Annotated in this window: 18 protein-coding genes and 1 tRNA gene; 13 read left to right on the top strand and 6 right to left on the bottom strand. The window is 70.9% G+C overall.

Annotation, left to right across the window (positions count from 1 at the left end):
• Positions 1-35: 35 nt before the first annotated feature.
• Both phoR and phoP read left to right on the top strand, forming a co-directional pair.
• Complete coding sequence (phoR, locus tag AC068B_RS18570) at positions 36-1298, top strand: two-component system sensor histidine kinase PhoR (RefSeq protein ID WP_356266758.1); 1263 nt, start codon at positions 36-38, stop codon at positions 1296-1298.
• Between the two features lie 5 nt (positions 1299-1303).
• Entirely contained in the window at positions 1304-1975 is a 672-nt protein-coding gene (phoP, locus tag AC068B_RS18565; protein ID WP_466139850.1) for a two-component system response regulator PhoP, read from the top strand.
• Positions 1976-2044: 69 nt separating this feature from the next.
• On the opposite strand, the gene AC068B_RS18560 is transcribed toward phoP, so the two are convergent.
• Positions 2045-2791: a copper chaperone PCu(A)C domain-containing protein gene (locus AC068B_RS18560; protein ID WP_478672617.1), complete on the bottom strand. Its 747-nt coding sequence runs from the start codon at positions 2789-2791 to the stop codon at positions 2045-2047.
• A gap of 671 nt (positions 2792-3462) precedes the next feature.
• On the opposite strand from AC068B_RS18560, the gene AC068B_RS18555 reads away from it, so the two are divergent.
• The 7 genes from AC068B_RS18555 to AC068B_RS18525 all read left to right on the top strand — a co-directional run bounded on the left by AC068B_RS18555 (position 3463) and on the right by AC068B_RS18525 (position 10284).
• A complete protein-coding gene (locus AC068B_RS18555; RefSeq protein WP_003953493.1) occupies positions 3463-3945 on the top strand; it encodes a CarD family transcriptional regulator in 483 nt (160 codons plus the stop codon).
• A gap of 311 nt (positions 3946-4256) precedes the next feature.
• The gene (gene ispD, locus AC068B_RS18550; RefSeq protein ID WP_468564053.1) at positions 4257-4988 is read left to right on the top strand and encodes a 2-C-methyl-D-erythritol 4-phosphate cytidylyltransferase; all 732 of its coding nucleotides are present in this window, start codon (positions 4257-4259) and stop codon (positions 4986-4988) included.
• Positions 4978-5487, top strand: coding sequence for a 2-C-methyl-D-erythritol 2,4-cyclodiphosphate synthase (ispF, locus tag AC068B_RS18545; RefSeq protein ID WP_478672615.1), 510 nt, complete (start codon positions 4978-4980; stop codon positions 5485-5487). Before ispD ends, ispF begins: the two co-directional genes overlap by 11 nt.
• 75 nt (positions 5488-5562) lie before the next feature.
• Positions 5563-5967, top strand: a complete 405-nt coding sequence (locus AC068B_RS18540; RefSeq protein WP_478672614.1) for a PPOX class F420-dependent oxidoreductase — start codon at positions 5563-5565, stop codon at positions 5965-5967.
• A 93-nt stretch (positions 5968-6060) separates the two neighbouring features.
• Positions 6061-7464, top strand: a complete 1404-nt coding sequence (gene cysS, locus AC068B_RS18535) for a cysteine--tRNA ligase (protein ID WP_478672612.1) — start codon at positions 6061-6063, stop codon at positions 7462-7464.
• A 106-nt stretch (positions 7465-7570) separates the two neighbouring features.
• On the top strand, positions 7571-8527 hold the full coding sequence (gene rlmB / locus AC068B_RS18530) for a 23S rRNA (guanosine(2251)-2'-O)-methyltransferase RlmB (RefSeq protein WP_356266746.1): 957 nt from the start codon (positions 7571-7573) through the stop codon (positions 8525-8527).
• Between the two features lie 113 nt (positions 8528-8640).
• A complete protein-coding gene (locus AC068B_RS18525; protein ID WP_478672738.1) occupies positions 8641-10284 on the top strand; it encodes a DoxX family membrane protein in 1644 nt (547 codons plus the stop codon).
• A 103-nt stretch (positions 10285-10387) separates the two neighbouring features.
• Here the strand turns inward: AC068B_RS18525 and AC068B_RS18520 are convergent, their stop codons facing one another.
• The 3 genes from AC068B_RS18520 to AC068B_RS18510 form a co-directional block, all read right to left on the bottom strand.
• Positions 10388-11107: a nucleotidyltransferase family protein gene (locus tag AC068B_RS18520; RefSeq protein ID WP_356266742.1), complete on the bottom strand. Its 720-nt coding sequence runs from the start codon at positions 11105-11107 to the stop codon at positions 10388-10390.
• Between the two features lie 36 nt (positions 11108-11143).
• The gene (locus AC068B_RS18515) at positions 11144-11605 is read right to left on the bottom strand and encodes a hypothetical protein (RefSeq protein WP_468564041.1); all 462 of its coding nucleotides are present in this window, start codon (positions 11603-11605) and stop codon (positions 11144-11146) included.
• Positions 11606-11851: 246 nt separating this feature from the next.
• A complete protein-coding gene (locus AC068B_RS18510) occupies positions 11852-12988 on the bottom strand; it encodes an ABC transporter ATP-binding protein (RefSeq protein WP_478672611.1) in 1137 nt (378 codons plus the stop codon).
• Between the two features lie 211 nt (positions 12989-13199).
• Here AC068B_RS18510 and AC068B_RS18505 point away from each other — a divergent pair.
• Positions 13200-13273 (top strand) — tRNA-Thr (locus AC068B_RS18505).
• A gap of 62 nt (positions 13274-13335) precedes the next feature.
• Here AC068B_RS18505 and AC068B_RS18500 read toward each other — a convergent pair.
• Positions 13336-16623 carry a Tat pathway signal protein gene (locus AC068B_RS18500; RefSeq protein ID WP_478672609.1) on the bottom strand — a complete coding sequence of 1096 codons (3288 nt, stop codon included), beginning with the start codon at positions 16621-16623 and terminating at the stop codon, positions 13336-13338.
• An 85-nt stretch (positions 16624-16708) separates the two neighbouring features.
• Positions 16709-18130: an NAD(P)/FAD-dependent oxidoreductase gene (locus AC068B_RS18495; protein ID WP_356266707.1), complete on the bottom strand. Its 1422-nt coding sequence runs from the start codon at positions 18128-18130 to the stop codon at positions 16709-16711.
• Between the two features lie 163 nt (positions 18131-18293).
• Here AC068B_RS18495 and AC068B_RS18490 point away from each other — a divergent pair, with 163 nt between their 5' ends.
• The 3 genes from AC068B_RS18490 (at position 18294) to AC068B_RS18480 (ending at position 20625) form a co-directional block, all read left to right on the top strand.
• On the top strand, positions 18294-19106 hold the full coding sequence (locus tag AC068B_RS18490) for a DsbA family protein (protein WP_478672607.1): 813 nt from the start codon (positions 18294-18296) through the stop codon (positions 19104-19106).
• Positions 19107-19221: 115 nt separating this feature from the next.
• A complete protein-coding gene (locus AC068B_RS18485; RefSeq protein ID WP_478672605.1) occupies positions 19222-20109 on the top strand; it encodes an aminoglycoside phosphotransferase family protein in 888 nt (295 codons plus the stop codon).
• 42 nt (positions 20110-20151) lie between these two features.
• On the top strand, positions 20152-20625 hold the full coding sequence (locus AC068B_RS18480) for an N-acetyltransferase family protein (protein WP_478672604.1): 474 nt from the start codon (positions 20152-20154) through the stop codon (positions 20623-20625).
• The last annotated feature ends 19 nt before the right edge of the window (positions 20626-20644 follow it).

The following is a 20644-nucleotide window of genomic DNA, read 5'->3' as shown; positions in this document are numbered from 1 at the left end:
GTGACCGGCGCTTACTCGGCGCATAACCTTGAGGCATGGACGTGAACGCGGCGGTCGCCGCAGCGGCAGCGATCGCCGGGGTGTGCACCGGTGTCATCGCCATGCTGGCGTTCCGATGGAGCGAGCGCGACCAGAAACGCCCCACCCGGACCTCCCTGCACACCGACCCCGTACTGCCACCGGGCGTGGACACGGTGCTCTCCGTGCTCCGCTCCTCCGCGGTCGTCCTCGACGAGGCCGACAGCGTGGTCAAGGCCAGCTCGGCGGCGTACGCACTTGGACTCGTCCGAGGCGGCAAGCTCGCCGTCGAGCCGATGCTGCAGATGGCCCGCGACACCCGCCGCGACGGGGAGATACGCCAGGTCGAGCTGGACCTGCCGCGACGCGGCACCGGCCGCGGAGAGGCCCTGGCCGTCTCCGCGCGCGTGGCCCCGCTCGGCTCCCGGCTCGTCCTGCTCCTCGTGGAGGACCTCACCGAGGCCCGCCGCATCGAGGCCGTACGACGCGACTTCGTGGCGAACGTGAGCCACGAGCTGAAGACCCCCGTGGGGGCGCTCTCGCTCCTCTCCGAAGCCGTCATGGACGCCTCGGACGACCCGGAGGCCGTGGAGCGCTTCGCGGGCCGCATGCAGATCGAGGCGACCCGTCTGACCAGCCTCGTCCAGGAACTCATCGACCTCTCCCGGGTGCAGAACGACGACCCCTTGGAGGACGCCGAACCCGTCCGTGTCGATGAACTGGTGGCGGAGGCGATCGACCGCAGCCGCCACCAGGCCTCCCACAAGCAGATCACCATGGCCGCGGGCGGCACCGCCGACCTGCAGATATGGGGCAACCGCGGCCAGCTCGCGGCGGCGCTCGGCAATCTCGTGGAGAACGCCGTGAACTACTCGCCCGCCAGGACCCGCGTGGGCATCGCCGCCCGCCGGGTCTCCGCTCCCGGTGGGGACCTCATCGAGGTCGCGGTCACCGACCAGGGCATCGGCATCTCGGACAAGGACAAGGAGCGCATCTTCGAGCGTTTCTACCGCGTCGACCCGGCCCGCTCCCGGGCCACCGGCGGCACCGGTCTCGGTCTCGCCATCGTCAAACACGTGGCCGCCTCGCACGGCGGGGAGGTCACCGTGTGGAGCTCGGAGGGTCAGGGCTCCACGTTCACCCTGCGGCTGCCCGAGGCGGCCGCCCACCGCGACCGCGGACCGGGTCACGGCGGCGGACTCGACGACGGGGCCATCCCCGACGAAACCGCCGCGACCACCACGTACGAACCCATTCCTGCCCCGGAGGTCCTTCCGTGACCCGAGTGCTCGTCGTCGAGGACGAGGAATCCTTCAGCGACGTTCTGTCCTACATGCTCCGCAAGGAGGGCTTCGAAGTCGCCATCGCGGCAACGGGCCCGGACGGACTCGACGAATTCGAGCGCAACGGCGCCGACCTCGTCCTGCTGGACCTCATGCTGCCGGGCCTGCCCGGCACCGAGGTCTGCCGCCAGCTGCGCAGCCGCTCCAACGTCCCGGTGATCATGGTCACCGCCAAGGACAGCGAGATCGACAAGGTCGTCGGCCTGGAGATAGGAGCCGATGACTACGTCACCAAGCCCTTCTCCTCGCGCGAGCTGGTCGCCCGCATCCGTGCGGTGCTGCGCCGCCGCGGGGAGCCGGAGGAGGTCACCCCGCAGGCACTGGAGGCCGGTCCGGTCCGGATGGACGTGGACCGCCACGTGGTCACGGTCTCCGGCTCCAAGGTCGACCTGCCCCTGAAGGAGTTCGACCTGCTGGAGATGCTGCTGCGCAACGCGGGCCGCGTCCTGACCCGCATGCAGCTCATCGACCGTGTCTGGGGCGCGGACTACGTGGGGGACACCAAGACCCTCGACGTCCACGTGAAGCGCCTGCGCGCCAAGATCGAGCCGGACCCGGGGGCCCCGCGCTACCTGGTGACGGTCCGTGGCCTGGGCTACAAGTTCGAGCCGTAAACAGCAGTGCTCACGATGAAGGGCGGGACCCCGGTGGGGTCCCGCCCTTCATCGTGGTTTCTACGCCGATCAGTGCCGGACGCCGGTCCCGGCGTCCGCGGAGTCCGACGGGTCGGCGGCGATGCCCGAGTTCTCGTCCGCGTCGCCGGACGGCTTTCCTGAGGGGTTCCCGGAGGGCTTGCCAGAGGGGTTGCCCGACGGCTTGCCGGAGGTGCCCGTGCCGGGCTCCTGCGGCTTTCCGGACTTGCCCGGCTTGGACGGCTTCCCGTCCGGGGACTCCGGCAGCTGGCTCGGGCCCCACTTGGAGAAGTAGCTGCCTGCCGGTACGACGAACGCTTCCATCTTCACGTCGCCGGTCCTGCTGAAGGCGAAGGTGACGGGCTGCGCGTTGCCGTCCTTGACCGCCTCGCGGCTGCCGGAGAGGACCGCCGAGGCGTTGTCCTTGCCACCGATGACGATGGAGCCGCCGGCCGGAATGGTCAGCGGACCGTTCGGCTTGGAGTCCTTGTCGTCCTTGCCGCGCGTGAGCTTGGCCTTCTTGTCGGTGCCGTCGACCGTGATGGAGTTCAGGGTCTGGGCCTTGTCACCGGAGTTGAAGATCGTCGCGGCGACCACGGCCGGGCCCGTCGACTCCAGGTCCGGCTGCGTGATGACCATGGCGTTCTGGATCTTGATGTCGCCGACGGAGGTCGCGGCGTTGTCCGGCTTGACCTCCATCGTCTGTGCGTTGTTGCCTGCGGCGCACGCAGTGAGCGAGGCAAGCGAGAACGCGAGGGCGGTGGCGGCGAGGGCGCCGCGTCGAAGGCTGCGGCTCACGGCGGCGGCATCTCCTTGAACGTGGGCGGTACAGGACGGGCGGGCGGCCGTAAGGCCGTCCTAAGGATGTGTCAGCACGCTTACATTACCGAGCCGTTCCCACGCCGCCGCACCCGACCCGCCCCTTAGCGCACGGGACAGCACAGGCGACCGCGCACGCACCGGCGGACCCGGCGGTGAACCCGGCACGCCCCGCGCCCCGCGAGCCTCGCCGACGGCTCTCGGGCCCATCCGCCTCATTGCCCCCTCGGCCACCTTTCGCAAAAGCGTCGTCAAGAGCCCGGGTGTCACGCCTTGCGGATTTCCCGTAAGGAATGCATGGGGGTCCGGAGAATTGATCATCGCGCCGCTTGATCAATTCGGGAATCGCGCCGGACGCCACTTGGCACACCTCTTCGGTCACCGAACGGAGTATCGAAAGTTCACCGCTTGGAACCGCGCAAACCGGGACGTTCAGCCGCTCGGAGCGCTCTCGGGGGGCGTGTGACGGGGGCGTTTCCGGCTCCCCGAAGAGCCGCTCCGACCTGCGAATACCCCGTTCCGCAGGCCCTCCGCAGCACGTTCTTGTTGCTGTTGTCAAGCCCCGAGATATGCCCTGACCTGCGAAAACGCCATTCAGAAGAGGCGATTCTCGTGTTAGGATGGATAGCCACGGAAGGGGTACCTGTCACATGACGTTCAAGGTTGGCGACACCGTGGTCTATCCCCATCACGGGGCCGCGCTGATCGAGGCCATCGAAACTCGCCAGATCAAAGGCGTGGACAAGACCTACTTGGTGCTGAAGGTCGCCCAGGGCGACCTGACGGTGCGTGTGCCAGCGGACAATGCGGAGTTCGTCGGCGTGCGTGATGTGGTCGGGCAGGACGGCCTCGACCGGGTCTTCGAAGTACTGCGCGCGCCGTACGCCGAAGAGCCCACGAACTGGTCGCGCCGCTACAAGGCAAACCTCGAGAAGCTCGCCTCCGGCGATGTCATCAAGGTCGCGGAAGTCGTCCGTGACCTGTGGCGTCGGGAGCGCGAGCGTGGACTGTCGGCCGGCGAGAAGCGCATGCTCGCCAAGGCCCGCCAGATCCTGGTGAGCGAGCTCGCCCTCGCGGAGAACACGAACGAGGACAAGGCCGAGGCCCTGCTGGACGAGGTCCTCGCGTCCTGACGCGGACGGTTCGAGGCGCATGGACGCTCTCGGCTCTCCCGCGTCGACCAGGCGCAGCAATGCCGCGGTGCCCGCTGACCCTTAATGGAGTCGCCGGGCGCTGCGGCATGTTCGTACCCGGAACCTTTCGGAACCTCGCGCGCAGCACCCCGCACCCGTGGGACGACCCCGAAGGGCCATGCTCTGGCGTGCCGGGCTCTTGCGGCTGACTCGACCGAATGTCACGGAAGGGTCCGGTCAAGGCGTCCGTCCCGCCCGGCACGGTGTGGCCATACCCACGTCGGCCGAGCACACAAACCTGAACGGAACCGATGTCTAGCGAATCCCGTACCGCGGTGGTCATTCCCGCGGCTGGGCGGGGCGTGCGCCTCGGCCCTGGCGCCCCCAAGGCGCTCCGTGCGCTGAACGGCACCCCGATGCTGATTCACGCCGTGCGCGCCATGGCGGAGTCCCGTGCCGTCTCCCTCGTCGTCGTGGTGGCACCGCCGGACGGCGCCCCCGGGGTCAAGACCCTCCTCGACGACCACGCGCTGCCCGAGCGGACCGACTTCCTCGTCGTGCCCGGCGGGGAGAGCCGCCAGGAGTCCGTGCGGGCCGGTCTCGACGCGCTGCCGCCCGGCTTCGACATCGTGCTCGTGCACGACGCGGCGCGCCCGCTGGTGCCCGTCGACACGGTCGACGGCGTCATCGAGGCCGTACGTGAAGGGGCGCCCGCCGTGGTCCCCGCGCTGCCCCTGGCCGACACCGTCAAGGAGGTCGAGCCCGCGGCGGAGCCGGGCGGCCCCGAGCCCGTCGTCGCCACGCCCGAGCGCGCGCGGTTGCGTGCGGTGCAGACCCCGCAGGGATTCGACCGCGCGACGCTCGTACGCGCCCACGAGACCGTCACGGGACCGGTGACGGACGACGCGGGCATGGTCGAGCAGCTGGGGCTGCCCGTCGTGTGCGTGCCGGGCCACGAGGAGGCCTTCAAGGTGACGCGCCCCCTCGACCTCGTGCTCGCCGAGGCCGTACTCGCCCGCAGGAGGGCCAACGATGGCTTCTGAGACCCCCCAGGCCCCGGTCGTGCTCCCGCAGGTCGGCATCGGCACGGACATCCACGCCTTCGAAGAGGGCCGCGAGCTGTGGTGCGCGGGCCTGAAGTGGGAGGACCAGGGGCCCGGACTCGCCGGGCACTCCGACGCCGACGTCGTCGCGCACGCCGCGTGCAACGCGCTGTTCTCCGCGGCGGGCCTCGGCGACCTCGGCGCCCACTTCGGCACCGGCCGGCCGGAGTGGTCGGGCGCCTCCGGGCTGACGCTGCTCACCGAGGCGGCCCGCATCGTCCGGGACGCGGGCTTCACCATCGGCAACGTAGCCGTCCAGATCATCGGCGACCGCCCGAAGATCGGCAAGCGCAGGGACGAGGCGCAGAAGGTGCTCTCGGAGGCCGCGGGCGCGCCCGTCTCCGTCTCCGGGGCCACCACGGACGGCCTCGGATTCCCTGGCCGCGGCGACGGGCTCGCGGCGATCGCCACCGCGTTGGTCGTACGTTCGTCGTCGTGAGGCGTTCGACGGGGTAGTCGTATGCCTCGTACAGGCGAAAGCGCCGTACGTCCGGCCCACGAAGGAGTGACCCACATGTCCGCCGCACTGTCCGACGACCTCAAGGCCCTGCTCGACACCCCTGTCTTCATCACCGTGGCGACCATCCAGCCCGACGGCAGCCCCCAGGTCTCCCCGGTCTGGGTGAAGCGGGACGGCGACGACGTGCTGTTCTCGACCACGGTCGACCGCCGCAAGGAGAAGAACCTGCGGCGCGATCCGCGGGTGACGGTGCTGGTGCAGCCCTTCGACGCGCCGTACACGTACGCGGAGATCCGCGGCACCGCGGAGATGACCACGGAGGGCGGCCAGGAGCTCATCGACGAGCTGTCGATGAAGTACACCGGTAAGAAGTACGCGGACTTCAATCCGGGCTCCAAGAACGACAGCCAGCGGGTCGTCGTCCGGGTGAGCGCCCGCAAGGTCGTCGGCAGCATCTGACGGGGGATCCCAGGGCGCGCCTCACGTCACAGTTCCGTGTGCGGTGGGCCAAGGGGGCGTAGGGCACTGTCCTGCGCCCACTACCCTGGAGTGGTGACGATTCGCCTGTACGACACCAGCGCCCGGCAGATCCGTGACTTCAGCCCGCTCAACAGCGGCTGCGTCTCGATCTACCTCTGTGGTGCCACGGTGCAGGCGGCCCCGCACATCGGGCACATCAGGTCGGGCCTGAACTTCGACATCATGCGCCGCTGGTTCGCCTACCGCGGCTACGACGTGACGTTCGTGCGCAACGTGACCGACATCGACGACAAGATCATCCGGAAGTCGGCGGAGCAGGGTCGGCCCTGGTGGGCCATCGGGTACGAGAACGAGCGCGCGTTCAACAGCGGATACGACGCGCTCGGCTGCCTGCCGCCCACCTACGAGCCGCGCGCCACCGGCCACATCACCGAGATGGTCGAGATGATGCGCGGCCTGATCGAGCGCGGCCACGCCTACGAGTCCGACGGCAACGTCTACTTCGACGTGCGGTCCTTCCCCGGCTACCTGGAGCTCTCCAACCAGGAGCTCGACAATCTGCTCCAGCCCGAGGGCGAGGGCGAGACCGGGAAGCGTGACCCGCGGGACTTCGCCATGTGGAAGGCGGCGAAGGAGGGGGAGCCCAGCTGGGAGACCCCGTGGGGGCGCGGTCGGCCCGGGTGGCACCTGGAGTGCTCGGCGATGGCCCACAAGTACCTGGGCACCGAGTTCGACATCCACGGGGGCGGGATCGATCTGATCTTCCCGCACCACGAGAACGAGATCGCGCAGGCCAAGGCCTTCGGCGACACGTTCGCGCGCTACTGGGTGCACAACGGCTGGGTCACCATGAGCGGCGAGAAGATGTCGAAGTCCCTCGGGAACTCGGTCCTCGTCAGCGAGATGGTCAAGCAGTGGCGCCCGATCGTCCTGCGCTACTACCTGGGCACCCCGCACTACCGCTCGATGATCGAGTACAGCGAGGAAGCCCTGCGCGAGGCCGAGTCCGCGTTCGCCCGCATCGAGGGCTTCGTGCAGCGCGTGGTGGAGAAGGCCGGGGGCGTCGTCGAGCCCGCCGCCCAGGTCCCGCCCGCGTTCGCCGACGCCATGGACGACGACATGGGCGTCCCGCAGGCGCTCGCCATCGTGCACACCACGGTCCGGCAGGGGAACTCCGCGCTGGCCGCCGACGACAAGGAAGCCGCCGTGGCGCGCCTCGCCGAGGTGCGGGCCATGCTCGGCGTCCTCGGCCTCGACCCGCTCGACCCGCACTGGGCCGGTGGCGAGAGCGACCGCGGCGAGGATCTGCACGGCGTCGTGGACACCCTCGTCCGGCTGGTCCTGGACCAGCGGGAGGCCGCCCGCGGCCGCAAGGACTGGGGCACCGCCGACGCCATCCGTGACTCGCTCAACCAGTCGGGCCTCGTCATCGAGGACAGCCCGAGCGGCCCGCGCTGGACGCTCGGCCCGCGCTAGGCACCCGCTGATGTGCCGCCCGGCGCTTCGGGCGGCACACTTCATAGACGTACACCCGTGCGCGTACCTTCGTACGCGCCCACGCATCACGACAGACAGGTAGGTCATGGCCGCTAACAACCGCCGCATGTCCGGCAAGAAGGGCGCGCAGGTCGGCAGCGGCGGCAATCGGCGCCGCGGCCTCGAGGGCAAGGGCCCGACGCCGCCCGCCGAGGCGCGCAAGGGGCATGTGAAGAACCGCATCGCCAACGCCAAGGCCAAGAAGGCCGCCGGTGCTCCGGGCGGCCGCCGCCCCGCGCCGAAGGGGCGCGGCGGCAAGGGGACCTCAGAGATGGTCGTCGGCCGCAACCCGGTCTTCGAGGCGCTGCGCGACGGCGTGCCCGCCTCCATGCTCTACGTCCAGCAGTTCATCGACAACGACGAGCGGGTGCGCGAGGCGCTGCAGCTCGCGGCCGAGCGCGGCGGCATCCACCTGATGGAGGCGCCGCGCCCCGAGCTGGACCGCATGACGAACGGCCTCAACCACCAGGGCCTCGTGCTCCAGGTGCCGCCGTACGAGTACGCGCACCCGGAGGACCTCGTCGCCGCCGCGTTCGACGAGGGCAAGGACCCGCTGATCGTCGCCCTCGACGGCGTGACGGACCCGCGCAACCTCGGTGCCGTCGTCCGTTCCGTCTGCGCGTTCGGCGGGCACGGCGTGCTCGTGCCCGAGCGCCGCGCCGCCGGTATGACGGCCGGTGCCTGGAAGACGTCGGCCGGTACCGCCGCGCGCACGCCGGTCGCCCGCGCCACGAACCTGACGCGCGCCCTTGAGCAGTACAAGAAGGCGGGCGTCGCCGTGGTCGGCCTGGCCGCCGACGGCGAGCACGAGGTCGGTGACCTGGAGGCGCTCGGCGGCCCGGTCGTCATCGTCGTCGGCAGCGAGGGCAAGGGCCTCTCGCGGCTCGTCGGCGAGACCTGCGACTACCGCGTGCGGATTCCGATGCCCGGTGGCGCGGAGTCCCTGAACGCGGGCGTCGCCGCGGGCGTCGTGCTGTACGAGGCGGCGCGGCGCCGCGCCTAGCAGGCGCTCGGTACCCCGTAGATGTCCGGGCCGCGGTGATCTCTTGACGCGGTCCGGACATTTCTCCATGGTCAAGGCAGTGTCCTAAACACACATCACTCGGTTAGATGAGTGTGGACACCAGAACACCCCGCACTCCCACTGGGGGAAGCTCGTCAGGTTTCGACGATGCTCCCGCGCTGAGCATGGTGAAGGTGCCGAGCGACCCGGCGCAGGTCATCGTCAATCACGCGAGTTTCCGCGTGCAGCTTCCCGCCGCTGGGCGCACTCAATCCCCGCGTATCTCCCGGCACTTGGGCATGCCCGAAGCGGCGGTGCGCGTCCCCGCCGGCGGCGCGACGGCCAAGCGCCGCGCTCCCGTCGTCTGGAGCGGGAAGTCCGATCCGGACGACACGGGCGCCATCAGACTGCTGCAGGCCGTGCGCGGCGGCGGCGTGCGCCGTTCGGCCGAAGAGGCCGGGCCCTACGACGACAGCGGCGCCACCCAGGTCATCCCGCGCGTCGACATCGACGACGGCCCCGCGACCGTCGAGACGCCCGCCGTGATCGGCCCGCGCGCCCCCGAATCCCAGACCCGGATGCTGCCGCAGATGCGGTTGCCCGGCAGTGACTACGACGAGCGGTTCGAGCAGGAGTACGCCGACCGCGACGATTCCGACGACTCCGACGGCTACGAGGACGGCGGCGGGGAGAGAGCGCGCAGGCACGGCTCGGACCCGGTCCGGCACGCCTACTACCCGGGCCGCCGCATGAACCTCGGCGTCGTCCTGCTCCCGATGCGCGTCTTCCTCGGGTTCATCTCCATCTACGCAGGCATGGGCAAGCTCTGCGACCCCGTCTACTTCGACGGCGGCGAACGCGGCTCCATGGTCAAGTGGCTGAACTCGCTGCACCCCTGGGCGCTCGCCGAGCCACTGCGCGACTTCGCCCTCCAGCACCCCGTGGGCGCCGGGCTGTGCATCGCCTTCCTCCAGGTCGTCGTCGGCGTCCTGACGGTGCTCGGGCTCTGGCAGCGGGTCGCCGCGTCGATCGGCGTGCTGCTTTCGGCGGCGCTCATCGTCACCGTGAGCTGGAAGACCGTGCCCGCCTACGACGCGCCCGACATCATCTACCTGGCCGCCTGGTCGCCGCTGATCATCGCGGGCGCGCCCGTCTACTCCATCGACGGACGGCTCGCCGGTGAGGCGTGGCGCACGCTCGGCCCGCGCTCCGACATCTGGGACCTGCGGCGGCGCGTGCTGCGGCGGGGCGGCATGATCGGGTCGGTCGTGGTCGGCCTCACGCTGCTCATCGGCTCGATGCTGGGCGGCGCGGTGCGCGACGCGGACCGGGTCACCGTGCCGGGACCCGGCGAGGCGCCCCGCAACGAACTGCCGGGCTCCGCGCTTCCCCAGGACCCCGCGAAGAAGCGGCAGGGTCGGCAGTCGCAGAGCCCGTCCGCCTCGTCGAGTTCGCCGACGCAGGGCAGCCGCGGCTCCGCGAGCCCCACGCAGGGCGCCACGGCGCCGGACGCGGCCCGTGAGACGGGCACGGCGGGTTCGGGACAGCCCAGCCAGACGCAGGGCAGCAGCACGGCGGGGCAGGCCCCGCCGCAGCAGTCGGCGCCGCAGCAGCAGCCGGCCGCGGGAACCACCGCGGGGCCCTCGTCCAGCGGTGGCTCGGGCGGCGGTTCGGGCGGTGCCGGTTCGTCCGGCGGCTCGGGCGGCACCGGCGGCGAGGAGCCCGGCGGTCTGCTGGGCGGTGTGCTCGGCCGCTGAGGACCTCGTGACCCCACTGCCCCGGGTACGCCGATGGGGCCCCGCACACGCTCTGTGCGGGGCCCCATCGGCGTACGTACGAAAGGAACGTCGGCGCGGGCGGTCAACGGCCCTGTGCGGCGAGCTCCTTGGCGGCCTCGGTGAGGTCCTTCGCGGTGTCGATCGCGCGCCAGTAGGCGCCCTGCGGCAGCGGGAAGCCCGCCAGGCGCTTCTCACGGGCCAGCCGGGGGAACGTGGTGCGCTCGTGGTCGCCGAGGTCCGGCAGGAGCGCGGTGAAGGAGGCCGAGAAGACGTACACGCCCGCGTTGATGAGGTACGGGGACGGCGGGGCCTCGATGAAGTCCGTGATGTGGCCGAACGCGTCCGTCTCGACGGCGCCCCACGGGATGCGGGGGCGGGCCAGGGCGAGGGTCGCGGTGGCGTCGCGCTCGGCGTGGAAGGCCGCCATGTCGCGCAGCGAGAAGCGGGTCCAGATGTCGCCGTTCGTCGCGTACCAGGGCCGGTCCGCGTGCGGCAGGTGCCGGGCGGCGTACTTGAGGCCGCCGCCGCGGCCCAGGGGCTCCTTCTCGACGACCGTGCTGACGTTCAGCGGCAGGTCGGCGGAGTCCAGCCACTCCTGGAGTACCTCGGCGAGGTGCCCGCAGGAGACGACGGCGTCCGTCACGCCTTCCTCGGCGAGCCAGGCCAGTTGATGGCCGATGATCGGGGTCCCCGTGCCGGGGATCTCGACCATCGGCTTGGGCCGGTCGTCGGTGTACGGGCGGAGCCGGGAGCCCTGGCCACCGGCCAGGACGACAGCCTGCGTGGGCTTCAGCGTGGTCATGCCGGAAACCCTACGCGGCGCTGCGCGGCGGTCCGCTCAGCCCTTCTGATGGGCCGCGGCCACGCCCGTGGCGAAGGAGGTGTCGCAGACGGGCCTGGCATACGACTGGGCGCGCGACGGGCCGTAGACCCGGACGGCGGCGCGGCCGAGCGCACGGGCCAGCGCGACACAGTGCCGGGCGAGCGAAGGATGACGGTTCACCTCCTGCTGGAGGTGCGTGAGCGCCACGCCCGGGTTCTTCTCCTGGAGTTCCAGGAGGAGCCGGTCGCGCAGGACGTCGTGCGGGGCGCGGGACTTGGCGGGCTTGGAGAGGTTGTCGGCGGATGCGGTGAGCATCGAGTCCGAGGCGTTTCCCGACCAGTTGACGCTGGTGACCGCGAGGGTCCCGGAGAGCACCAGCATCACGGGCAGGACGAGGGCAAGCGTGCGGCCGATGCGGCGGGCGGGGCCCCGGTGCGCTCGGCGCGGCTTCTGGGTGTAGTTGGCGGAGTGCGTCACGCGAGGAGCGTAGCGCTAGGTGATGATTTGGCGACATTTAGTCACTCGGTCGAGCTACAGAGAAGAAGGTTTCTCTGGAGCGGTGTTGACGCCGCCGCGGCGAAATGACCGATGTGCCGGGGTATTTGTCGACAACGGGGTGGTGGGTGCGGGTGGGCGGTCGGGCGTACGCGAAGGGCCCCGCACCAGCCAGGGTGCGGGGCCCTTCGGAGACTTGGCGGCGTCATGGGCCGCGTTCAGCGGACGTCAGTCGCTGAGGCGCTCACCCGTAGAGGTGGAGAACACGTGGGTCTCACCCGGACGGGGCACGACGTGCAGCTGCGCGCCCTTGGCCGGGACCTGGCGGCCGTTGACTCGGACGACGAGGTCCTTCGGCTCGCCGTTGACCTCGGCGGTGCCGTAGACGTAGCCGTCGGCGCCGAGCTCCTCGACGACGTTCACGGAGACGGCGAGGCCCGCCGGGGCGTCCTCGGTCTCCTTGGAGAGGCTCTTCGCGGCGGCGCCGTCCTGCTCGACGACGTCGAAGTGCTCCGGGCGGACGCCGACGGTGACCGTGCGGTCGCCGCGGTCGGCGGCGGCGGTCAGCGCCTCGCGGTTCACCGGCACGACCGAGTTGCCGAACTTCACGCCGCCGTCGGTGATCGGGACCTCGACGAGGTTCATGGCGGGGGAGCCGATGAAGCCCGCGACGAAGAGGTTCGCCGGGCGGTCGTACATGTTGCGCGGCGAGTCCACCTGCTGGAGGAGCCCGTCCTTGAGGACGGCCACGCGGTCGCCCATGGTCATGGCCTCGACCTGGTCGTGGGTGACGTACACGGTGGTGATGCCGAGGCGGCGCTGGAGGCTCGCGATCTGCGTACGCGTGGACACGCGCAGCTTGGCGTCGAGGTTCGACAGCGGCTCGTCCATGAGGAAGACCTGCGGCTCACGGACGATCGCGCGGCCCATCGCCACACGCTGGCGCTGACCACCGGAGAGCGCCTTGGGCTTGCGGCCCAGGTACTCGGTGAGGTCCAGGATCTTCGCCGCGTCTTCGACCTTCTGGCGGATCTCGGCCTTGTTGACCCCGGCGATCTTGAGCGCGAAGCCCATGTTGTCGGCGACGGTCATGTGCGGGTAGAGCGCGTAGTTCTGGAACACCATGGCGATGTCCCGGTCCTTCGGCGGCAGGTGCGTGACGTCGCGGTCACCGATGCGGATGGCGCCGGCGTTCACGTCCTCAAGCCCCGCGAGCATGCGGAGCGAGGTGGACTTGCCGCAGCCGGACGGGCCGACGAGTACGAGGAACTCGCCGTCCTCGATCTCGATGTCGAGACCGTCCACGGCGGGCTTGTCGCCACCCGGGTAGATGCGGGTCGCCTTGTCGAACGAAACAGTGGCCATGGTGAGGGCCCCCTTCACCGGCAGGAACGTGCCGGACGATCCGAGTAGAGGGAGTGGTGTAGTCCACCTGAGTGAACTGCTCGTGACCGTACCCCGGGGGTCAGCGGTCTGTCAGTAGTCGGAGTGCTGTGACCTTCGAGGAAATTTTCGATGGGGGTACGGGCGGTGTTGGTTACACTGCTCGGGCACGTCCGGCGCTCGCGGGGCGTTTGCCTCCTTAGCTCAGATGGCCAGAGCAACGCACTTGTAATGCGTAGGTCGTCGGTTCGAATCCGACAGGGGGCTCCGGTAGGCGAAGGCCCAGGTCACCTTGGTGGTGGCCTGGGCCTTTGTGGTTTTGCCGGGGGTCAGGTGATCTTTGGGGTGGGCTTTGTTGTTGATGTTCCGTCGTGGTGGCCCGTGCGGTGGGTTGTCAGCTTGAGCGTGATCTTTTTGCCGCGGTGGGCGGATTTCAGGGGGAGGGACGACTTGGTTGCGCCGGTGATCTTCGTTCCGTTGGCGTACCACTGGTAGGAGTACGAGGTCGGGGTGGGCGACCAGGTGCCCTTGGTGGATTTGAGGGTCTTGCCGACCTTGGTGGTGCCGGTGATCGTGGGTTTGGTTGTTGCCTTGGGGGCTGTGCCCTTGGCCACCGTCACCGGGGCGGAGCTCGCGGACGCGTCGCGGTGGCCCGGTTTGTGGGCTGTGACGGTGACGGTCAGCTTCTTGTTCAGGTGTGCTGCCGGGATCTTGTACGTCGAGGCGGTGGCGCCGGTGATCGTCTCGCCGTTCGCCTTCCACTGGTAGGTGTACGAGGAGGGCGTTGGCGACCAACTCCCGGTTGTCGCGGTGAGCTTGGCGCCTACGGCCGCCGTGCCCTTTGCCTCGGGGGCGGTGGTGTTGCTCAGCAGCGGGGCGGTGACGGTGAAGGTGCCCTGCGAGAACTCCCAGCCGCCCGCGATGACGCTGACGTGCCAGGTGCCCGCGGGGACGTCCGTCAGGTCGAGCGTGGCCTTGAGGGTGCGGTTGTCGGCCGACACCGAGTCCGTCTTCGCCGTGAGGGTCCTGCCCGCCTGGTACAGCCGGACCGTGGCGTTCGCGGGGAGGGCCGTGCCCGTCGCCGTGAGCGTGGGCTTGGTGCCGCCGGGCGCCGTCGTGGGTGTCAAGCCGGTGACGGTGGTCGTCTCGTCGCCGCAGGGGCCGGAACGGCACTTCAGGGTGGCGCTGTAGGACGTGGCGGAGGCCTTGTCCGGGAGGCCGAGGACGAGCACGGAGGGGGTCTTGGGGGCCGCCTCCGGGTCGTTCACGTTGCAGAGGTAGTCCATCGGCACGGCCCGGGAGCAGCCGTTCTTCCAGGAGCTGTTGTAGAGCGCGGGGACCGCTTCCTCGGCGGCTCCGGTGGTGTCGGTGATCTCGGCTTCGAACCGGTCGTCGAGGGCGGTGGGCAGGGTGGCGCAGGTGGCCGTGTGCGTCTCGTCGAGGGTGCCGGTGACCGGGCCGTAGCCGAAGGCGACCGACGGGACCTTGGCGCACTCGACCGCGGGGCCGTCCGCCGTGGCGATGCGCAGGGCGTCGAGGCGGTACTGGGGCGCCGCCTCGCGGTTCGACGGCGTCTGCACGAGGACCTGGTGGGTGGTGCTGCCGGTGGCGGCGCAGGCCTGGGCGCGGAGTTCGCACTCGCTCTTGCCGTTGCCGTCCAGGACGTACATGTCGGCGGTGGCCAGCGCGTCCCGCACGTTGAGGTGCACGACGTCGGTGGCGGCGGGCGTGGTGACCTGGTGGCAGCGCAGGGAGCCGGGGGAGTCGTACGTGCCCTTCGTCGACGGGCCGCCCACCTTGCCCGCCGCTACCTTCGCGCAGCCCGCGGACGACGCCGTCGACGTGACGTCGCGCCGCGTCAGGGTGTACTCGGCGGCCTGGTCGCGGCCCGTGATCAGGACGGTGTGGGCCTTGCCGGGGGTCAGGGCGCAGAGCGTCCAGCCGTTGGTGGTGGCGTAGCGGTCGCAGACGCGCTTGCCGGTGGAGTCGAGCACGGAGAACTTGGCGGGCACGTCACCAGAGGTGGCGACCAGCTGCAGCGCCTCGGCCGCCGTGTGGGCGTCCGCCGGGATGGTCAGGCAGCGCGAGAAGACGCCGTCGCCGGTGGCGAAGGAGGCCTTGGCGCCGTCGGCTGCGAAGCTGCCCGCGGGCAGGACGGGGCAGTCGTTCGCGGCGTCCGTGCGGTGCACGGCGACCGTGTACGGGCCGGTGCGGGGGCTGCCGTCGGCGTGGACGAGGGCGCGGTAGGGCGCGGGGCCGGTGAGCGCGCAGTCGCCCGCGGCCAGCTGCTCCGCCTCGCACTGCGCGGTGCCTTCGCTGTCGAGGACCTCCACGTCGGCGTCGACGCCGGAGGCGTTCAGCGGGGTGAGCGCCGCGATCCGGGCGTCCTTGGGCGCGGGGAGGTTCAGGCAGTCGTACTGTCCCGCCGTGCTGAGCTCGCCCTTGTGGGTGCCGAGGTCGCTCTTCAGACAGCCGCGGTCGGCGGCCCGGTCGAGGACGATCAGGCCGCGCGGGGTGTCGTGGAAGGGGTACGAGCCGTCGAGGTAGGCGGTGTACGTGCCCGCGGAGGGCAGTCGGCAGGGCTGCTCGGTGTTGCGGCAGACGGTCTTGCCGGAGCGGTCGTGCACGCGGGCCGAGCCGGTGGCGCCGTCCTTGTCGAGGGAGTCGATGCGGTACGTGCCCGCCTTCTCCGCGGCGACCGTGAAGCAGGGAATCGTCGTCAAGTCCTGTGCGGTCAGCGGGCCGTAGGGCCGGATCGGGGAGGACGGGCAGCCCTGCGGGTCGTTCAGACGGCGTGCCGTGACCGCGTACTCGGCGGGGAAGCCCCGCTCCGCGTACGTGACGCGGGACAGGGCGCGGTAGGGGCCCTTGCCGGGCAGGACGCAGCTGTCCTCGTCGTCCTCGGGGAAGCGGGTGCAGATCCGGGCGCCGGTGGCGTCGGTGATCCAGGAGATCGACTCGCCGTAGGCCTTGGTGCCGCGGGTAAGCCGGATGCGGTCGCCGGGCTCGGCCTCGAAGGGCTGGCAGTCGATCTCGACGGGGCTCGTGGACGTACGCGTCGGCGTCGGCTGGTCCCAGTTGCTGCCGGTCTTCGGGGCGCAGCCGCGGTCGCTGCCGAGCGGGACGACGGTGACCGCGGTCTCGGCGTCCTCCCAGCCGCTGTTGACGACCTTCAGGGTGTAGGTGGTCGCCGCGGCGAGCTTGCACCAGCCGTCGACCCGGTACTCGGTGTCGTAACAGTCGACTTCGGCGTCGCCCTGGTGGACCTCGACGCCCGCCTCGTTGCTGGAGTCGTCGAAGGAGACCAGGTGGAGACCGGCCTCGGCGGTGGTGAAGGTGTAGCAAGTCGTCGCGTCGGGCGCGACGGTGGCCTTGCCGACCGCCGTGCCCGGATCGCCGAACGGCGCGAGGGCCAGCGGCGCGCACTCCGGCCCGGCGGCGTGGGCGGCCGTCGCGGGCAGGGCGGACGGTACGAGCAGGGCGAGGAGTGCGGCCAGGGCGAGGAAGAGCGCGGCGGATGCCGCGGGTCTCGCGGGTCTCGCGCGTCTCGCCGGTCTTGCGGATGCCGCGGGTCTCGCGCGTCTCGCGGGTCTCGCAGAAGGACGTGGTTCAGGCATGGAGCCCCCCCAGGCTGTGTGGATGATCGGGTGATCGTGGCACAAGGGTGTGACACCCAGTCCCGGAGGGGCTGCTGCTTTCGCGTCAGTGGCGTCCCGCCACCTTGTCCGCCCACTGGGCAAGGCGGGACGAGTTCGCCGTGTGGGTGGTCAGTTCGCGGTGGTCGGCCGCGTTGTACGTGGCGTACATCGCGTGGACGCCGAGCCAGCGGAACGGCTCCGGCTCCCAGCGGCGGACCTTGTGGTTGACCCAGGGCAGCGTCGTGAGGTCCGTGGGACCGGCCTGGCCCGAGTCCTGCTGGACCAGGTCGCGCAGGGTGCGGGCGGCGAGGTTGGTGGTGGCGACGCCCGAGCCGACGTAGCCGCCTGCCCAGCCGAGGCCCGTGGCGCGGTCCAGGGTGACCGTGGCGCACCAGTCGCGCGGGACGCCGAGGACACCGGACCAGGCGTGGGCGATGCCGACGCCCGCGAGCTGCGGGAAGAAGCGGACGAGGACGGCCCGCAGCGCGTCGATCGTGGCGGGCTGGGTGCGGCCGTCGTTGTCCGTCTTCGAGCCGTAGCGGTACGGGACGCCGCGGCCGCCGAGCGCGATGCGGCCGTCGGCGGTGCGCTGGGCGTACATGTACGCGTGCGCCATGTCGCCGAGCGTCTCGCGGCCCTCCCAGCCGATGGACTCCCACTGCTCGTCGGTGAGCGGATCGGTGGCGATCATCGAGGAGTTCATGGGGAGCCAGGTGCGGCGCTGGCCCTTCAGGGCTGCCGTGAAGCCCTCGGTGCAGCGCAGGACGTAGGGGGCGCGCACGGTCCCGTACGGGGTGATCGCGTGCTTCGGCTTGATCTCCGTGACCGGCGTCGACTCGTGGATGGTGACGCCGAGGGCCTCCACGGTGGCGGCCAGGCCCTGGACCAGTTTGACCGGGTGCAGACGGGCGCCGTGCGGGGTCCACGTCGAGCCGACGGCTCCGGCCACGCGCACCCGCTCGGCCGTCTCGCGGGCGCCGTGCAGGGTGCGGTCCTTCTCGCCGTACGCGAGTTCCGCCTCGTGGAACGCCTTGAGGCGGGCCAACTGGGCCGGGGTGTTGGCCACTTCGAGTACGCCGCCGTGGTGGATGTCCGCGTCGATGGACTCCTCGGCCGCGGCGCGGATCACTTCGTCGACGGTGTCGTTCATCGCCCGCTGGAGGCGGACCGCCGCTTCGTGGCCGTGCAGTTTCGCGTAGCGGTCGCGGCCCGCGATGCCGTTGTAGAGCCAGCCGCCGTTGCGGCCGGAGGCGCCGTATCCGCAGAACTTCTGCTCCAGGACGGTGACGCGGAGGAAGGGGGCGGCCTTCTTCAGGTAGTACGCGGTCCACAGGCCGGTGTAGCCGCCGCCGACGATGCAGACGTCCGCGGTCGCGTCGGAGGTGAGGGGCTCGCGGGCGGTGGGCAGCCCTTCGTCCGCGTACCAGAACGATATGCCGCCGTTGACCGTGCCGGGCCCGTGGTGCGTGTTGCTCGCGCTGCTCATGGGCGGACGTTACTGCGCAGGTGGGGGCCGTGGGCAGGGGTCGGGGCCCAAGGGTCGTGCGCAGGGCCGTAAGTCCCGAGGGGCGGGTCGTTCGGCGGTCGGGGCGCGGGGTAGATTCCGATACTTTGAGCGGTACGTGTCGAAATCCTGGAGGGCTCAACTCATGGCCGTACACAAGGCCGGACGCAAGGCCGGACGCGTCGCCACCGCGGTGGCAGCGGCGGCGCTGATCGGGGTGGCCGCGTCCGCCTGTGGTCCCGACGACGACAACGGCAAGGGCGGCAACGTCAGCGAGAAGCCCGCGTCTTCGTCCGAGGCGAAGTCCCCCGAGTCCGACGCCCCCGAGGCCGACGACCCCAAGTCCGATGCCCCCGAGGCGAAGGCGCCCCCGGCGGCCGGTGCGCAGCTCGCGGACGTGCCCGCCTCGGTGAAGGGCGGCGAGATCACCGTCGGTGACCCGAAGGCCAAGCATACGGTCAAGGTCTACGAGGACCCGCGCTGCCCGTTCTGCAAGAAGTTCGAGGACGGCGGGGCGCAGGCGCTGGTCAAGCCGGTGGCCGACGGCAAGGTCAAGGTCGAGTACACGATCGCCTCGTTCCTCGACGGCAATCTCGGCGGCAGCGGCTCGGTGAACGCGGCGAACGCGCTGCGGGCCTCCGTGGAGGCGGGCAAGTTCCCGCAGTTCCACGCCGCCGTCTTCGCCAACCAGGCGGAGGAGGAGTCGGACGACGCCTACACCCCGGCGTTCCTGCTGAAGATCGCCGACAAGGTCGAGGGGCTGCGCGGCGGCGCCTTCGACAAGGCGGTCACCAACGGGACGTACAAGAAGTGGGTCGGCCAGGCGATGGAGTCCTTCAGCGCCGACGGCATCAAGGGCACGCCGACCGTCTTCATCGACGGCAAGAAGTCCGAGGACGGCGCTCTGTACGAGCAGGCGGCGTTCGTCAAGGAGCTGAAGGCGGCCGGGATTTCCTGACCCGAGGGGCCGGGAGGCGTACCGGTGCGCCTCCCGGTGCGTCTCCCGGTTCGTCGCCCGCAAGGCCCGGAAAATCCCCGTGCGGTGGTGTGGTCGCGCCGGTAACGTCCCCGGTGTGATCGACATTCGCATTCCGGACGAGCTGGTCGAGTCGCAGCACCTGTACGCGGGAGAGCCGGGGCGCGCCTTCATCGCCGCGCTCCCCGCGCGCGTACGGGAGTTCGTCGACCGGTGGGACCTGACCCTCGACGGCGATCCGATGCACGGCATGGCGGCGCTCGTGCTGCCCGTGCGGCGTGCCGACGGCACGCCCGCCGCCGTCAAGTTCCAGCTCCTGGACGAGGAGACCGAGGGCGAGCCGGTCGCGCTGCGCGTGTGGGACGGCGACGGGGCCGTGCGCCTCCTCGACCACGACGCCGACACGGGCACGATGCTGCTCGAACGCCTCGACTCCACGCGGATGCTGTCGACGATGGCCGACACCCGCAAGGCCGTCCTCGTCCTCGCCGAACTCCTCGCCCGGCTCACCGCGACGCCCGCGCCCGAAGGCATGCGCGGGCTCGGCGACATCGCGGCCGAGATGGTCGACGACCTGCCGGGGGCGCTGAAGGCGATCGCCGACCCGGCCGAGCGGGCGATCGTCGAGCGGTGCGGGGGCGCGGTGCGCGAGGTCATGGGGGAGCCCGGCGACCGGATGCTGCACTGGGACCTGCACTTCGAGAACGTGCTGGCCAGCGACCGCGAGCCGTGGCTCGCCATCGACCCGAAACCGCTCGCGGGGGACCCCGGCTTCGACCTGTGGCCCGCCATCGACAACAAGTTCGACGCGGAGGACGTGCTGTGGCGGTTCGACGCGATGACGGAGGTACTCGGCCTCGACCGTGAGCGGGCGCGCGCCTGGACGCTCGGCCGGGTCCTGCAGAACGCGCTGTGGGAGGTCGAGGACGGGCGGCCGCTGGAGCCCGACGACATGGAGATCGCGCGGCGGCTGCTCGGCCGGTGAGACGCCGTTGACTGCGCGCGGTACGCATGGCTTGCTGCCCTCATGATTCGTACCGCCACGCCTGCCGACGTCCCCGTCATCCACACCCTGGTCCGTGACCTCGCCGCGTACGAGAAGGTGCCCGACGAGGCGAAGGCCACCGAGGAGCAGCTGCGCGAGGCGCTCTTCGGGGAGCGCCCCGCCGCCTTCGCCCACATCGCTGAGGACGACGCGTCCGGCGAGGTGGTCGGCTTCGCGCTGTGGTTCCTCAACTTCTCGACGTGGCGCGGTGCGCACGGGATCTACCTGGAGGACCTGTACGTACGCCCCGAGGCGCGCGGCGGCGGGCACGGCAAGGCGCTCCTCACCGAGCTCGCGCGGATCTGCGTGCGGCACGGCTACGAGCGCCTCGAATGGTCCGTCCTCGACTGGAACGAGCCGTCGATCAACTTCTACCGGTCGCTGGGGGCGCTGCCCCAGGACGAGTGGACCGTGTACCGGCTGACCGACGACGCGCTCGCGCGGCTCGGAGCGTAGGGGGCCCTGGAACGGGGAC

The organism is Streptomyces sp. NPDC042371 (assembly GCF_056437465.1).
Note: the sequence above shows the minus strand (reverse complement) of the source record. Positions and strands in the feature narration are given on the sequence as shown.